We start from the raw sequence: 16,149 nt of genomic DNA, 5'->3' as shown, positions 1-16,149 counted from the left end.
ATTAATTTCCTCTCTTATAAAGTTCTACGATATGGTTAATCAAATCCTTAATAACCATTGTTGTCATCAGGTGGTCCTGACCGTGCATCAAAGTGACGCTAAAAGCAACATCATCACCTGACGCTTCTTTTTGGAGCAAACTTGTTTGAGCATTATGCGCATCGACTAAACAAGCATCTGCTTCCGCAATGAGACTTTCTGTCTTTTCATAGTCACCAGATTGGGCTGCTTTCAAAGCCTCTAATAATTTCGAACGAGCGTCTCCAGCGTAGGCAACAATTTCAAAACCTAATAAGGTTGTTTCTTCTCTATTCATGGTTTTCCTCCTTTCTAATTCCAAACAAAAAGAGACCACAAACAAACCAAAGAAATTCACTGTTCCTTGATTCATTTGTAGTCTCGCCTAGTTTGTTTAGTTACGATCTACCCTATTCAATTATGTTTTCATATTAACATAAACAAGGAAAAATGTAAACCCTTACTTTTCATGATATTTTCAAAGTTTTTACATATATAGATATAGCAGGAGATCAGCAATTTTCGAGCAACTCTCCGTATTTACACGCAAAGAGAGCGGAGAAAGCCATCACTCTTAAGCTTTAGTTTTCCAAGAAGTGGCTGTTTTTTGCAGGACCTTATTAAGGTCGTCAATATTTTTAAAGCCAGTGGTTCGCAGCCATTCACGAGCGGCTTGCTCGCCATTTTCAATATAATCTTTAACACTGCCTGCCCAAGTGGCACGACCGCAGAGAACACCATTGAAATTAGCTCCCGACTCATGAGCAAAAACTAAAGTATCTTGGAAGAGTTGGGCTGACACACCCGCACTCAAATAGATATAAGGAAGATTAGTTGCTTGCTCTTGTTGTTTAAAGAATTCAGCAGCTTCTGCCTTACTATAAACAATCTCTCCATCACCAAATCCTTCAACATAATTCATATTAACTGGGACTTCAACCTTTAATACATCAATGTTAAAACGTGGATCTGAGAAGACCTTCATGGCTCCCAAAACTTTGTGCGGTTTCACCTTAGCAAATTCTGCACCCTTAGCGTCCGCAATCTTTTCATCGTAGGCCAAAATTTCCAAGAAGAAAGGAATATCTTCAGCTACACATTCAGAACCAACTCGTTCGATATAGGCTTGTTTTTGCTGATTGAGATCCTCGCTGCTATCCACATCGTAGTAGAGTAAGAACTTAACCGCATCCGCTCCTTGCTCCTTCAAGCGTTTGGCTGACCAGACGTCCAAACAGTCTGGCAGGCGTTTCGTGCTGGTAGTATCGTAGCCGGTCTTTTCGTAGGCCAAGAGGAGACCAGCATTTTTATCCAAAACCTTTGTCGCTGGCAAACCATATTCTGGATCCAAAAGCATGGATGAGGCATAAGGGGTCAATTCTTCTGCCACCAAAACTTTCAGTTCTTCCATTTGAGCAACAGTGGGCTCTGTATCTTGGTGCTCAGCCATCAAACGTTTGAGGGCCCCCCGCTGGTCAAAGGCTAGGGCTGAAATGATGCCATTTTCATCACTCAATTTTTCCATGTAGTTGCGTTTTTGTTCTGTTAATACCATTTTGCTTCCTCACTACTATCTTCAAGTTTTCTATTGTAACGTAACATCTGAGCTTAATCGTGGTATTCACCGCGGTCCCACTTATCAAGGAATTCCTTGAAAAAGTCTGGATCCGATTGATCAGCATTTGATGTTTCTACATGGGCAATCTTAGCAATCAATTTGTCATTTTCTGGGGTTGCTTTGTATTCAGCATTGATAAATGCGTCAATGATATCGTTCATCAAAAGTCCACCAGTAATCATGCCACCAAAACCAATAACATTAGCATTGAGTTGCTCTTTAGCATAAAGAGCAGACGTCATATCCCGTACCAAGGCTGAACGAACGCCCGGCACCTTATTGACCGCATTATTAATACCGACACCAGTACCGCAAATACAAACACCAAGATCAGCTTGGCCGCTGACAACAGCTTCACCGACCTTTTTCCCGAAGATAGGATAGTGGGTTCGAACATGATCATAGGTTCCAAAATCAAGTACTTCATGGCCTTTTGATTTCAAGAATTCTGAGACAGCCATTTTATCATCCGTTACAATATGGTCACAACCAATAGCAATTTTCATTTTTACATCCTCCAGTTCAAGCTACTTCTCTTAGCACATCTTATTAAGCATATCCACGCGGACTTGATGACGGCCGCCATCATAGTGCCCTTCAACAAAGCCTTTAACAATATTCTTAGCCAGCTCATCCCCGACGATTTCAGCACCCATGGTAATGATGCGGGAATTATTGTGCGCCCTTGTCATATAGGCCGAGCGCTCATCAGAAACTTCTGCAGCCACCATGCCCTTGATTTTAGTTGCTACCATGAAAGGACCAGCTCCATAAGCATCGATCACAATGCCAAGGTTACCTTCTGCTGCATTGACTTCCTTAGCCACAGCTAGGGTGACATCAACAAAATCCTCTTGTGAAGCGTCACTCACATCAAGGACTTCAAACCCTTTTTCTTGCAAATAGCCCTTTACGAGTTCTTTAAGATGATTTCCTGCCTTATCGGCACCAAGTACAATAGCCATTTTCGTTCTCCTTTGTTTGTTTTTGTTTGTTACGAGATTATGATAAACCAAAACCAACTTTTTGTCAAGAAAAAGTTGGTTGATTTTGTTTGTTTTAAAACACTCTTGTAAACCCTTTCATATCAATGATTAGGACTATTTTCCAATCATTTTTATAAAAAAATTTTTTCGTAACTTTTTGTTTATAAATGTGTTTTTTGTCTGTTTAATATGATATAATGTCATCACAATAAAGGACTGGAGCAAGGGAATGATTAAAAAAGAACGTTTAAATTGGATATTAGATCAGTTATCCCAGCAATCTATCATTACGGTCAATGCAATTATGGATGCTCTTAAAGTCTCTGATATGACTGTTCGCCGTGATTTAGCCGAATTAGAAAAAGAGCACCGCCTTATCCGTATTCACGGCGGTGCTCAAAGTATCAATTTATCAAATCGTCAAGAAAAAACAAATGTGGAAAAGCAATCACAGCAGGTTGCTGAGAAGAAACAAATCGCTTCTTACACTGCCAAGCGGATTCAAGATGGGGAAACAATTTTTATCGGGCCAGGAACAACCTTAGAATTCTTGGCCCAAGAATTAGTGGACAGAAAGCTGAGGATTATTACCAACAGCCTGCCCATCTTTGATATTTTGAAGGATAGTAACAGTGTCGATCTCCTACTGATTGGTGGTGAGTACCGACCTATCACTGGGGCTTTTGTGGGGTCCTTAGCCAGCAATAATATTGAAAGTCTAGTCTTTTCCAAGGCATTCATCAGTGCCAATGCTGTCTACAAGGATACGGTAGCCACCTACAGCGAGTCTGAAGGTACCATCCAAGAGTTAGCCCTCAATAAATCCATTGAGAAATATCTCCTGATTGATTACAAAAAGTTTGACTCCTACGACTTCTTTGTCTTCTATAAAACCAGTGATTTTGATTATGTTATCACCGATGGAAAGCTGAGCAATGACAAGAAAAACGAATATGAGGAATTTACCCGTGTTTTAAAAGCCAACGAAGGGTAGCTTTCTTACGCAAACAAAGCCAGCTCCAGCAACTTGGGCCTCTTTGGGGAACATTGTAAAATCCCATTTAAAACCGCAAGCAAAAAGACCATCAGGACTGAACCTGATGGCCTTTTCATATCTAAAAATGCGAGCGAGTAGGTGTTTTATGATCAAAGAAAACCAAGGATAGGCAAGATAACAACCTCTTTCCATGTCATTATTTGGATTGCCATGGTCTGACCCCTTTAGCTTACTAGCACTCAAGTATTTCTTCAAGTTTAGCTGGACAATAAGCCGTTGGACTTTTAGCGCTTAGTCTGCATACTATTACTTTTAGGTTAATGACTGAGCTTCAGGCAGAAAGCATCCCAGGGCCTAAGCCTCCTATTGGTTAAAACACCTTGGATATCTGTATTTGCAATAATGATCTCTTCAAAAGAGCTGGACCAAGCAAAATCTTGCTCCTGATTTGATAGATTGGCTACAACAAGGTAACTATCTTGATCTAAGACACGCTTATAGGCAAAGATCTTATCCGCTGTCTCCAGAAGTTCAAAGTTGGCATCAATTAGCCATTCATTATCCTTACGAAGTTTAATTAATTTCTGATAAGTATAAAAGATTGATTCTGGATCTGCCAAAGCTGCTTCAACATTAATAGTTTGGTAATTGGGATTAACTGGCAGCCAAGTGTTAGGAGTGTCTGAAAAGCCGGCTTGTTCCGATCTGGTCCATTGCATTGGGGTTCTGGCATTATCCCGTCCAATCATCCGAATACTGTCCATGATCGCTGGCATATTCTGACCTTCTTCCAAGGCCTCTTGGGCAAAATTGAGCGATTCAATATCATTGATTTCTTCAAGGTCAGTAAAAGGATAATTGGTCATACCGATTTCTTCCCCCTGGTAGATGTAAGGGGTCCCTCGCATCAAATGTAGGAGAATGGCCAGAGCCTTAGCAGATTTTTCCCGATAAATACCAATATCACCCCAGATAGAGAGAATCCTTGGAAGATCGTGGTTATTCCAAAATAAGGAATTCCACCCCTGCCCCAGTTCAAGCTCAGTCTGCCACTTATTAAAAATCTCTTTAAGAGCAGGAATATTGAGCTCCCTCTCATAATCCCATTTAGGTGCCCCCAGCTTATGCTGCAGACCGATATGTTCAAATTGAAAGACCATAGAAAGCTCATGATGTTCGGGATTGGAGTACTGTTTAGCAATTTCAGGGCTGGCTCCCCAAGTTTCCCCAACTGTCATCAGATCATGGACGCCAAAGCTAGCTCGATTCATTTCCTTTAGATAATCATGGAGCTTGGGACCGTTGGTCGAAATACCTTGATCAGGGATTTTCCCAATCATGTCAATAACATCCATGCGAAAACCACCGATACCCTTGTCAATCCAAAAATTCATCATGGCGTAAATTTGCTGGCGGAGCTGGTCATTTCCCCAATTCAAATCAGGCTGTTTCTTACTGAAAAAGTGGAGATAATATTGACCTGATTTTTCATCATATTGCCAGGCGGAGCCACCAAAGATAGATTGCAAATCATTAGGTTGAGCCCGCCAAATATAGAAGTCCCGCTCTGGGCTACTAGGATTTTCTTTAGCTTCAATAAACCAAGCATGCTCGTCAGACGTATGATTGACCACCAAATCCATGATAATCCTGATTCCCCGTTGCTTAGCCTGATCCAAGAGCTCTTCCATATCTGCCATATCGCCAAAAATATCGGCGATAGCTTCATAATTTGAAATATCATAACCATTGTCATCCATTGGACTCTGATAGACTGGAGATAACCAGATAGCTGTAATTCCTAATTTTTGAAGGTAATCCAACTTGCTGATAATACCTTGTAAATCACCAATACCATCACCATTTGAGTCGTTGAAAGATTTGGGATAAATCTGATAGACCGTTGCCTTATGCCACCAATGCTTTTCCATAGCACTTCCTCACTTTTATTTAGAAATCGTTTTTACACAAAGTTATTATATCCCTTTAGAATAGATAAACCATAAAGAGGCTGGGAACAAAATATTCCAGACTTCTATTTTTGCAGTAATAACAGTTTGACGCAGTGGTTGGGAGTCCTGATCCGGGACGTTGTCTTATTTTCAGGCGTCCCCTTAAACAGTCCACTGGACTGTTTAACTACTCCGCAATGTTAGCGGCCTTCCTAATCAACTGTGCGGAGGTGGGACGACGAAGTCAATTTATATAAAAAATTGACTTCTTATACATAATCTTCAAAGATTACAATGTTTTGTGGGTGAGAGCGAAGCCATCATGGCTGTTTGTCCCACTCTCTTATGGTCGAATTAAAATTGCTAATACTCTTTAAAAATCAATGCCACTTCGTTGACCCCGCCTTTCTGCACTTCAGTACTGTCTATGGCTCATCGTCTAGTCTGGTTGTCTTCGAGTATAAGAACCTAACTCTTAGTGATTAGGATACTATTACTATTTTTATCAACTAGCTAAACGCTTAGTAACTTAGGATAAAACTTAACGGATGACTTTTTCAGTCTCTTTATCAAAGAAATGCCCCTTAGCCACATTGAAGGCTAACTTAACTTCTTGACCAGGCTCATGAAAGTCACGAGCTTCAACCCGTGATGAAAATTCATAAGTTCCATGTTTAAGATAGAGCATGGTCTCAGCTCCTAGTAACTCAGAAACCTGAACTTCAGCTGTCACAATAGCGTTCGAGTAGGTATCAAGGGCAATATGATTAGCGGAAATATCTTCTGGACGAATACCAAAAATAAGCTTTTTACCCAAATAACCTTTAGTTTCTAAAAGTTTAGCCTGACCTTGAGGAAGGGCAATCTCAAACCCTGCTTCCCCAACTAGACGGTCTTTCTTAGCCGTAACTTCAAAGAAGTTCATGGCAGGACTACCGATAAAGCCTGCCACGAATTTATTAGCAGGTTGGTTGTAAAGTTCTTGAGGAGTCCCGATTTGCTCAACGCGACCAATGGTTCCTGAACCATCTTTATTCTTAGTCGAACTCATGATGACAATCCGATCGGCTAGGGTCATAGCCTCGGTTTGGTCATGGGTAACATAGATAGTTGTGGAACCGATCCGACGATGCAGCTTGGCAATTTCGGCTCTCATGGAAACTCGCAATTTGGCATCCAAATTGGATAGGGGCTCATCCATTAGGAAGACTTTGGCATCACGAACGATAGCTCGTCCCATAGCAACCCGTTGACGTTGACCGCCAGAGAGGTCAGCTGGTTTCCTTTCAAGGAACTCGGTTAAGCCAAGAATTTGAGCGGCTTCTTTAACCCGCTGATCAATATCTTCCTTGGAATACTTCCGTAATTTTAAACCAAAGGCCATATTATCATAGACTGTCATATGGGGATAAAGGGCATAGTTTTGAAAAACCATGGCGATATCACGGTCCTTGGGAGCTAAATCATTGACAACTTTGCCATCAATTTTAAGCTTCCCCTTACTGATATCTTCTAAGCCAGCCACCATCCGTAAAGTTGTCGACTTACCACAGCCAGAAGGACCGACAAAGACGATGAATTCCTTATCTTTGATGGAGAGGTCAAAGTCTTCTACAGAATAGTGACTACTATTAGGGTATTTTTTATAAATGTGGTTTAAATTTAATTCTACCATAGGCTTCTTCTGCTAACTCCTTCTCATTCGAATGTAATGGTTTGACCATTCTCAGTGACCTGATAGGTTAAATCTTGCAAATTAATAACAGCTTGAGCTAAAGCACTCTTGTCCTGATTAGAACGCTTGATAACGATGGTGTGGTCATCCAGAACTTCCGTTTCAAGGCTGCCGTCTAAGTCGAAAGCTTGAGAGTTGTTGCGATAGCTAAACAGTTTGATCAAAGCTTTGACAACTGGCCGTTCAACCTCGTGAGCAATCTCTTCACTGCTATAATAATGACGATTGATATTGCGACCTTCCTTGGTTTTTTCCAAGAGCTTCAGATCGTTTTTTCCAGCCAAAAGTCCAACATAATAAACTTGTGGAATCCCTGGTGCAAAAGCTTGAATGAGACGAGCTAAGAAATACTTCTTGTCATCGTCACCAAGGGCTGAATAGTAGGTCGAGTTGATTTGATAAATATCAAGGTTATTATATTCTGCCGTTGAATATTTGCGATTGACGTTGGCTCCAACCTTGTAGAGTTGATCGGAAGTGTAAGCAATTTCCTCGTCTGTCAAGATATCTTTAACATCTACAACTCCAATGCCATCATGGGTATCCAGCGTAGTAAATTGCTTCATAGGACTTTTAGCCAGCCAATCTGCCAAACGTTGCACCCTACCGCTATAAAGAGAGTAAAGGGTTACCATTGGAAGGGCAAAATCATAAATGAAATAGTCATGCTCAGCAATTTTGAACTGGATAGAATAATGCTCATGTATTTCCGGCAGGATATCTGCCCCTGCTTCCTTGGCGATTGTCTGTACCTTGGTTAGGAGATCCCAAATTTCTGGTTCGACAAAGAAATCATTAGTGTCCAATTTTTTCACGGCGTAGGCAAAGGCATCCAGGCGAATGAGATCACAACCATTGACTGCTAGATGCTCGATGTTTTTTTTGATAAAGTCCATGGTCACTTCTTTAGTAACATCTAGATCAATTTGCTCTTCTCCGAAAGTATTCCAGAGATGTTCTTTGGTTCCATCGGCGAAGACAATCTCCTGCATAGGAGCCTTGTCTTTACGTTTATAAATTAAATCAATATCTGCTTGGGTGGGACGGTTTTCCGGCCAGAATTTTTCCCAGCGCAGAAATAAATCCGCATAGTCAGAAGCATCTTTTTTCTCTTGAAAATCCTTATAATACTTAGATTGACGGGAGATATGATTAATCATAAAATCAAACATCAGGTAGTATTTAGCACCTAAACGTTTGACATCATCCCAGTCACCAAAAGCAGGATCCACCTTATCGTAATCAACTGGAGCGAATCCCCTATCTCCTGTCGAGGGGAAGAAAGGCAGGAGATGGACGCCTCCAATTGCATCTCCAAAATAGATGCTGATATTTTCATCCAGCTCTTTTAGGTTCCTACCTAAACTATCTGAGTAGGTAATTAACATCGTTTTATTTGTTAGTGTCATCGCAACCTCTTTTCTAACTCACTTAGCTTTTAGTTATCATTTGACAGCACCATTGCTCATTCCTGAAATGATATGCTTTTGGAAGATCAGGTAGACGATGGTGATAGTGATAATGCCGACAATATAGGACGCAAAGCTTGGTCCATAGTCATTGAAATACTGACCAGTATAATTGTATTGGAAGAGAGGCAAGGTCCAAAGTTTGGAATCCTTGTTCAAAATCAAGAGGGGTAACATGAAGTCATTCCAGAACCAGAGAGCATTGATAATGAGGGTCGTCGCATGCATAGGTTTGAGCATGGGAAAGATAACTTTGAAATAAGTCGTGAACCTATCTGCCCCATCAATTTCTGCCGCTTCATCCAGACTATCTGGAACGCTCATCTTGATATATCCAACATAGAGAAAAAGAGTCTGAGGGATAGCATAGGTTAGGTAGAGGATAATCAACCCCCATATATTAGCTAAACCAAGCCGATTCATCATCACAGTAATAGGAATCATAATGACTTGGAAGGGCACGAAAATCCCAAGAATCAAAAGGCTATACATGATAGCAAAGGCCTTCTTCCGAGACATATTGCGAGCAATGGAGTAAGCTGCCGCTGGAACGAAAAGCATAACAACAGCGACCGAAACAACGGTGATAATGGTGGAATTCCAGAAGTAACTACCAATACCATCATTTAAGAGTCTTTGATAGTTATCTAAGGTAAAAGGATTTGGCCAAGAGAAAAAATTCTCCATAATATCCTTAGTGGTTTTAAAGGAGCTAAAAACGGTAACCAGTAAGGGTATTAAAATAAGAAAACCGCCAGCGCTGAGAAGGACATAGTTCCAAAAATTATCAAGAGTTTTATGTTTTTTCATTTTCATAGACCTCCTCTTAAATTTCAAACTTTTTAGACAGTCTAATTTGCAAAATAGAAATGATACCGATAATGACAAAGAGAACAAGGGCAATAGCATTGGCATAGCCATAAGAATTATTCTTAAAGGCATAGTTATAGACCAAGAGTCCTAGAGATGTCGTAGAGTCATTTGGTCCACCACCAGTCAGGGCAAAAATTTGGTCAAAGGCAGTTAGCCCTGCTTTCAGAGCCATAATAAAGACAATTGAGATGCTTGGAAGGAGGTAGGGCAGCTCTACACTCCAAAAAATCTGGCGACTGCTTGCTCCGTCAATTTCAGCTGCTTCAATAATTTCAGATGGAATACTTTGCAGACCCGAGAGAAAAATAATAATTGGCATGGCTAATCCTTGCCATAAGAGGACAAAGATAACGGAGAAAATAGCACCTGCATTAGTCCCTAATAAACTGACCTTCAAAAAGTCAATATGCAGAGCAGAACCGATAGCAGGCAGACCGTAATTAAAAATTTGTTTAAAAATCAAGGAAACGGTCAACCCAGACAGAACTGCTGGAAAGAAGAACCAAGCTCTAAAGAAGGTCTGTCCTTTGATTTTTGAATTGAGAGCCCTAGCAATGAAAATCCCCAAAGCAATCTCACCAACGATGAGACAAACAGTCAGAATCAGGGTGAATCCAATAGCGGACAGAAACTTGTTATCTGTGGCCAAAATCTTATAGTTGTTGAGACCAACAAAATGGAAATTGTAGGTTAAGCCCGTCCAGTCAGTCAAACTATAAAAAGCTCCCTGAATCATAGGCAGATAGAAGAAAATAGCCTGTAAAAGTAAGGGAATAATCAGAAATGACCAGCCCCAATATTTGTTGAAAAATTTTCTAAACTGCATGACTTTCCTCCTATTCCGTCGCCTTCATGGGATTAAAGAAGGCATTCAAATCATCAGCATAACCTTGCTTATTACCAGTTGTCAGATAGTTGCTGGTCAAGGTGAAGAAATCGTTCTCGCTGGTCCAATCTTGAGCTAACCAAACCAAGTGACGATTGGTAAAAGCTAACTTATTAAGATTAGCTAACTCGGAATCAGATTTTTCTTTGACACCCTTAACCGCAATTGGCGAGCCGTCAATATCATAGTATTTTTGCATAGCCTTAGCTGTTGTCATATAAGCCACAAACTTATTAGCTGCACTCTTGTGTTTGCTTTTAGAGGAGATAGAGAGAGCCAAATCACCTGCGCCGATAGTTAGAGAATCTCCTTTCTTTTCACCTGGAAACGCAAAGGTACCAATTTCAAAATTTGGATCCTGTTGTTTAATAACGGTCAAGGCCCAAGAACCATTTGGCGTCATTAAGGCATCTCCTTTAGCGAAGCTAACTAAAGCATCATTGTAGCTGGCACCTTGCCAGTTGGTTTGAAGGGCACCTTTTTTACGCAGAAGGTCGAGGCGTTCAATATCCTTTTTCATCAAGGGATCACTAGCTTTAATCGAATCAGGTTTTGAAAAACGCAGATAATCATTGACTACTTTTCTGCTACCCGCTGAGGTTACAAAGGCCAGTTGATTATACCCATTAAGCGTCCAACCTTCAGAACCAGCGATGGCAAATGGTGTTTGCTTGTTTTTGATGATGGTATCAACTAAGCTTTCAAATTCATTCCAAGTTTCTGGCACCTTTAAACCAAGTTTGGCAAAGGCTGTCTTATTATAGTAGATACCATAAACATTAGCGGAGAGAGGAACATTGTAAACTTTTTTCTTGATAGCATACTTCTGGGCATAGTTATTTTTAATATTATTAACATAGGACTTATGGGTCATATCTTCAAAATAACCCGCCTTTGCCCACTCTTGGAAATCAACATTTTGTGGGTAGATATTAATGACATCGGGGACGTCACCTGAGAGCATCCGTGATTTCAAGACATCACCAGGATTGGGTACATCGACAACCTTGACATGAATCTTAGGATTTTCCTTTTCAAAATCTTTAGCGATTTCCTTCAAGGTCTTGGACATTTCCTTTTTCTGATTGAAATATTCAATCGTTACTTTTCCACTAGGCAAGGAATCCTTGTGACATGCCGTTAAAAATACAGCCGCCAATATTACCATTCCTAAGCCTAGAATGAATTTTACTTGGTTAAACCATTTCATCAATTAGCCTCCATTCTTCCAAAATTCTATTAGGGCTAGAAGACAGGCGATTAAGTCTGTCTGTCTAAGTTTCTTTTACAAAATAAAGTTGCTTACTGAGGTAGTCGCCTTGAGGAAGAACCATGGTCAAACCAGCATACATAAGTTCAGCACCCGAATAAGACTTATCCTCATCTACCAATTTATAAGTTGCGTCCGGATCCAATCCCTTTAGCTTGAGGGTTGTTTCCATGGTCTCAATCGTGGACAAAATACGGACATAAGTAAGAACCACCTGCTTGTCATCATTAAACTGGACAGCCATCTCATTAGCCCCTCTGCTTGGATTAAGAAGGCGGTAAAGCCTCCCTTTTTGAACGGTTGGACGGATAGCCTTATATCGCTTAACTTGATTAGCAATTTCTTCCTTTTCTAAGTCAGAAAGCTTGGTTAAATCCAACTCATAGCCGAGATTACCCATCATAGCGACATGGCCTCGTGTTTTAAGCGGTGTAACCCTTCCCATCTGGTGATTGGGAACAGCTGACACATGAGCTCCCATAGAGATTGTTGGGTAAAGATAAGAAGATCCATACTGAATAGACAGGCGAGAAATAGCATCTGTATTATCGCTGGCCCAAACTTGTGGGAAATATCGCATCATTCCAAGGTCATTACGGCCACCACCGCCCGAGCAGCTCTCAAAAAGAACTTGCGGGTGCTTCTTTGTCAGATAATCAATAACCTCGTACAGTCCCAATATGTAAGCATGGGATTGCATTTGTGTCTCCAGATAGGTATCACCATTACCAACATTGGTGATATTACGGTTGTAATCCCACTTGATATAGTCGATTGCATGCCGACGCAAGATATCATCAAAAGTTAGCTTAATATACTCCACTACTTCAGGGTTTGCAAAGTTTAGAACAAGCTGGTTGCGAGAATAGGTGTGGCTGCGTCCAGCTGCCTGAATGACCCAGTCGGGATACTTCCTATAAAGATTACTATCTTCGGAAATCATCTCAGGTTCAACCCAGAGGCCAAATCTCAAGCCTTTGGCGTGGATGTCAGCAATCAACTGGTTTAAGCTGCCCCCCAATTTTTCTTCATTTACCCACCAGTCACCCAGAGCCCGATTATCATCAAAACGATGGCCGAACCAACCATCATCTAGTACGAAAAGCTCCATCCCTAACTGACTGGCCTCATCTGCTAACTGAAGCAATTTGTCTTTTTGAAAATCAAAATAGGTTGCCTCCCAGTTATTGATGAGAATAGGACGTTCAACATCTGCAAATTGCTGGGGAATGATGTGGGATTGAACAAAGGACTGGCTCTCTTGGCTAAGAGCTGTCAATCCTTGATCGCTATAGCTAATCAGGGCTACAGGAGTATCAAAAGTCTCGCCTGGCTTTAGCTCCCAAGCAAAATTCTCATCATTAATGCCTATTCCCAAACGGATTTCATTGAGCTGATTCTGCTGAACAAAAGCTTGGAAATTCCCACTATAGAGGAGTTGCAAGGCTAAAGATTCACCATAATAGTCATTAGCTTCTTGTTCACACAAAATTAGAGCAGGTGTCTGCGAATGACCAGAAGCCCCCCGATTGGAACTGATGGAAAAAGTTCCCTGTTCAACCGCTTGCCTTCGAACTGTTTTTTCTCTGGCATAGGCTCCTTGGAGACTGATTACATCATAAGGAGCAGCTGGCAAATCACACATGGTCGATAAGATACGGTGAAGGATAACTTTTTCTTTAGAAAAATTTTCAATCCGAATAAAAGTCGATAAGGTGTCTCGCCCAGAATAAGTTGTATAGTAAAGTTTGACCCTTGTTTGGGAAAGGTCATCAACCAAGCTTAATTCCAAGGTTTCAGCCCCCTCAGCTGAATACGGGTTCGGTAAGCCACTGGCCACCACTACGCCTTCTATGACCCTAGCCTCGGTAAATTTGAACTGATTCAAAGCATTATTACCATGCTGCAGGACTAAGGCTGGCTGCCTAAAATCACCAAAACCGTGAGTCCCTAGAATCTGTCGCTGAGTGTCATAGCTATAGGTTCTGACGTTTGGATCGGGATTTCCAGAAAAAGCATGATCGCGTTCATGAACCCTATTAGAAAAATGATATTGGGAGATTTTCTTTCCCAGATGCCTTAACAATAAATCAGAATTCTTTTGTTCAATAATCATTGAAGAGGTTTGCGCTTCTATATAAAATAGATTACCTTCAATCTTAATTCCCATAGACATACCCTTCCTAAGTAATCTACTCGTTTACTTCTCTATTATAATCGTTGTAAGCGCTTTATTATATAGTTCTATGTTTCCTTTATATGGTATAATGTTGCCTAAAGACAAGGAGGGCTAAGATGAATGTTTTAAACACCTACAATGAATTTGATAGCAACCACATTGACCTCAATATTGACCACTATGGTGCTGAAGCTTGTGATTCTGGCTATTCTTTTGGACCGAGCACCCGTGATAACTATGTCCTTCATTTTATCATTAGCGGTCAGGGAAACCTTCGGATAGACGGAAAATCTGCATCTCTAGGAACGGGAGACTTATTTTTGTTACCTAAAAATCATGTTAGCTTTTACCAAGCTGATAGAAAAGAGCCTTGGACTTACCTTTGGATAGGCTTTAGTGGATCTAGAGCAGATTCCCTCCTCCAACAAACTTCTCTCATGACTGACTACTATGCCCACTCTTCATTAGATTCGGCTATTCTGAAACAATTATTGGAACTTTTTGATAGCGATGATCGTTCTTTAACAACAATCAATGAATTACGGCTTTTGGCTCAGCTCTACCAATTGTTGGCTAGCCTGTTGGAAGAGTTTCCCCAAATTAACCAAGATGCCGGTCAACAGATTGAAAATTATAATCGGCAGGTTTTGAAAATTATCCATAGTCAGTACGATCAACCGCTGAAAGTTTCTGAAATAGCCAAAAAATTGAATCTCAATCGGAGCTATCTCTACAAAATCTTTAAAGAACGAACTGGTTACTCCATTAAAGAATATTTACTAAAAGTACGTATGGAAAAAGGAGCCAGCCTCCTAAAAAAGCCGAACCTAACCATAACAGAGATTGCTCACTCTGTTGGCTTCACCGATGTTTTAGCTTTTAGCAAAGTCTTTAAAAAATACTTCAAGAGAAATCCCAGCTACTTCCGCAAGGAGCAACTGAAAAAATTAGCTAACCCTCCTAAAGAGTGAATTAAAAAACTTTACACCTTTCCAGTTTAAAAACAGTAGTTGACTACTTGAAGTCCGCGAGTTTCCTAATAAATTTCTTTATGAATTTTTGGAATAAAATCACAAAAAAACTCCTAGCCGCTAACGTATAGCCAGACTAGGAGTTTTTACCGTTTCATGCATTTCTATCGTCATAACCCTTTGGGTGACTGGAATGCCAAGCCCAAGCAGTTTGGATAATTTTTTCAATATTATCAAATTTAGGTGCCCAGCCGAGAACCTCTCTGGCCTTGGTCGAATCTGCAACCAAAGTATCAGGATCTCCTGGCCGGCGGTCAGCCTTTTCAGCTGGGATTTCCTTACCTGTGACCTTGCGGGCAGCTTCTAAAATTTGCAGGTTAGAAAAGCCTGTCGCCGAACCGAGATTAAAGGCGGTAGAGGGATTGCCTTGACGCAAATAATCTAAGGCGAGTAAGTGGGCCGATGCCAAGTCAAAAGGATGAACATAGTCACGCACATTAGTGCCATCAGGAGTATCATAGTCATCCCCAAAAATCATGATTTTTTCTCGTACCCCTTGAGCTACTTGAAGAATGATTGGCAGCAAGTGGGTTTCAGGTCCATGATCCTCACCAATAGAACCATCTGGCTTAGCCCCAGCCACGTTAAAATAACGCAAAGGCACGAACTTAATACCATAAGCCTGATCGGACCATTCCATAATGGTCTCCATCATCAACTTACTTTCGCCATAAGGATTGATTGGTCTTTGTAGCGTTGTTTCTTTAATGGGAATTTCTTCAGGAATGCCATAAGTCGCTGCAGTTGACGAGAAAACAATATGCTTGATATCAAACTCATTCATGACTGCCAAAAGTTTAATCATCCCGGCTGTATTGTTATCGAAATACTTGAGAGGATTCTCCATGGACTCGGCCACCAGAGAAAAAGCCGCAAAATGGATAACAGCATTAAGGTCAGGATTCTCCCTAAAAACCTGCCGCATGAAATTTTGATCTGCTAAATCTCCTTGATAGAACTTGACGGATGGATGAACAGCAGCCCGGTGACCAGTCACCAAGTTATCCACCACTACAACATCTTCCTGCCCCTTTTGGACCAAATAATCCACCATGTGAGAGCCGATATAACCAGCTCCTCCAAGAACTAAAATTGCCATTTTACAAGATACACTAGGGCTTAAGCCCTCCCTTTC

The 16,149-nt window shown here is 40.9% G+C and carries 14 protein-coding genes; 2 read left to right on the top strand and 12 right to left on the bottom strand.

Going from position 1 to position 16,149, the window contains the following annotated elements:
- Position 1 precedes the first annotated feature (1 nt).
- The 4 genes from STRCR_RS05895 to lacA all read right to left on the bottom strand — a co-directional run bounded on the left by STRCR_RS05895 (position 2) and on the right by lacA (position 2,601).
- Positions 2-316 carry a PTS lactose/cellobiose transporter subunit IIA gene (locus STRCR_RS05895; protein ID WP_004227077.1) on the bottom strand — a complete coding sequence of 105 codons (315 nt, stop codon included), beginning with the start codon at positions 314-316 and terminating at the stop codon, positions 2-4.
- Positions 317-592: 276 nt separating this feature from the next.
- On the bottom strand, positions 593-1,573 hold the full coding sequence (lacD, locus tag STRCR_RS05890; RefSeq protein ID WP_004228613.1) for a tagatose-bisphosphate aldolase: 981 nt from the start codon (positions 1,571-1,573) through the stop codon (positions 593-595).
- Between the two features lie 53 nt (positions 1,574-1,626).
- Entirely contained in the window at positions 1,627-2,142 is a 516-nt protein-coding gene (gene lacB / locus STRCR_RS05885; protein ID WP_004228452.1) for a galactose-6-phosphate isomerase subunit LacB, read from the bottom strand.
- A 30-nt stretch (positions 2,143-2,172) separates the two neighbouring features.
- Positions 2,173-2,601, bottom strand: coding sequence for a galactose-6-phosphate isomerase subunit LacA (lacA, locus tag STRCR_RS05880; RefSeq protein WP_004226261.1), 429 nt, complete (start codon positions 2,599-2,601; stop codon positions 2,173-2,175).
- A 250-nt stretch (positions 2,602-2,851) separates the two neighbouring features.
- Here lacA and STRCR_RS05875 point away from each other — a divergent pair, with 250 nt between their 5' ends.
- Positions 2,852-3,616 carry a DeoR/GlpR family DNA-binding transcription regulator gene (locus STRCR_RS05875; protein ID WP_004225726.1) on the top strand — a complete coding sequence of 255 codons (765 nt, stop codon included), beginning with the start codon at positions 2,852-2,854 and terminating at the stop codon, positions 3,614-3,616.
- Positions 3,617-3,936: 320 nt separating this feature from the next.
- Here STRCR_RS05875 and dexB read toward each other — a convergent pair whose 3' ends face one another.
- The 7 genes from dexB to STRCR_RS05835 all read right to left on the bottom strand — a co-directional run bounded on the left by dexB (position 3,937) and on the right by STRCR_RS05835 (position 13,974).
- Positions 3,937-5,550, bottom strand: a complete 1,614-nt coding sequence (gene dexB / locus STRCR_RS05865; protein WP_004226767.1) for a glucan 1,6-alpha-glucosidase DexB — start codon at positions 5,548-5,550, stop codon at positions 3,937-3,939.
- 562 nt (positions 5,551-6,112) lie between these two features.
- On the bottom strand, positions 6,113-7,246 hold the full coding sequence (locus STRCR_RS05860) for an ABC transporter ATP-binding protein (protein WP_004227706.1): 1,134 nt from the start codon (positions 7,244-7,246) through the stop codon (positions 6,113-6,115).
- Positions 7,247-7,269: 23 nt separating this feature from the next.
- On the bottom strand, positions 7,270-8,715 hold the full coding sequence (gtfA, locus tag STRCR_RS05855; protein ID WP_004229237.1) for a sucrose phosphorylase: 1,446 nt from the start codon (positions 8,713-8,715) through the stop codon (positions 7,270-7,272).
- Positions 8,716-8,751: 36 nt separating this feature from the next.
- Complete coding sequence (locus tag STRCR_RS05850; protein ID WP_004227298.1) at positions 8,752-9,585, bottom strand: carbohydrate ABC transporter permease; 834 nt, start codon at positions 9,583-9,585, stop codon at positions 8,752-8,754.
- A 16-nt stretch (positions 9,586-9,601) separates the two neighbouring features.
- Complete coding sequence (locus STRCR_RS05845; protein ID WP_004228890.1) at positions 9,602-10,474, bottom strand: carbohydrate ABC transporter permease; 873 nt, start codon at positions 10,472-10,474, stop codon at positions 9,602-9,604.
- A gap of 10 nt (positions 10,475-10,484) precedes the next feature.
- The gene (locus STRCR_RS05840) at positions 10,485-11,744 is read right to left on the bottom strand and encodes an extracellular solute-binding protein (RefSeq protein WP_004228293.1); all 1,260 of its coding nucleotides are present in this window, start codon (positions 11,742-11,744) and stop codon (positions 10,485-10,487) included.
- 64 nt (positions 11,745-11,808) lie between these two features.
- On the bottom strand, positions 11,809-13,974 hold the full coding sequence (locus STRCR_RS05835; RefSeq protein ID WP_004227051.1) for an alpha-galactosidase: 2,166 nt from the start codon (positions 13,972-13,974) through the stop codon (positions 11,809-11,811).
- Positions 13,975-14,099: 125 nt separating this feature from the next.
- Between STRCR_RS05835 and STRCR_RS05830 the strand changes: the two genes are divergently transcribed.
- A complete protein-coding gene (locus tag STRCR_RS05830; protein WP_004225965.1) occupies positions 14,100-14,954 on the top strand; it encodes an AraC family transcriptional regulator in 855 nt (284 codons plus the stop codon).
- A 154-nt stretch (positions 14,955-15,108) separates the two neighbouring features.
- On the opposite strand, the gene galE is transcribed toward STRCR_RS05830, so the two are convergent.
- Positions 15,109-16,113: a UDP-glucose 4-epimerase GalE gene (gene galE / locus STRCR_RS05825; RefSeq protein ID WP_004226346.1), complete on the bottom strand. Its 1,005-nt coding sequence runs from the start codon at positions 16,111-16,113 to the stop codon at positions 15,109-15,111.
- Positions 16,114-16,149: the final 36 nt, after the last annotated feature.

This window comes from Streptococcus criceti HS-6 (genome assembly GCF_000187975.2).
Lineage (GTDB): Bacteria > Bacillota > Bacilli > Lactobacillales > Streptococcaceae > Streptococcus > Streptococcus criceti.
Note: the sequence above shows the minus strand (reverse complement) of the source record. Positions and strands in the feature narration are given on the sequence as shown.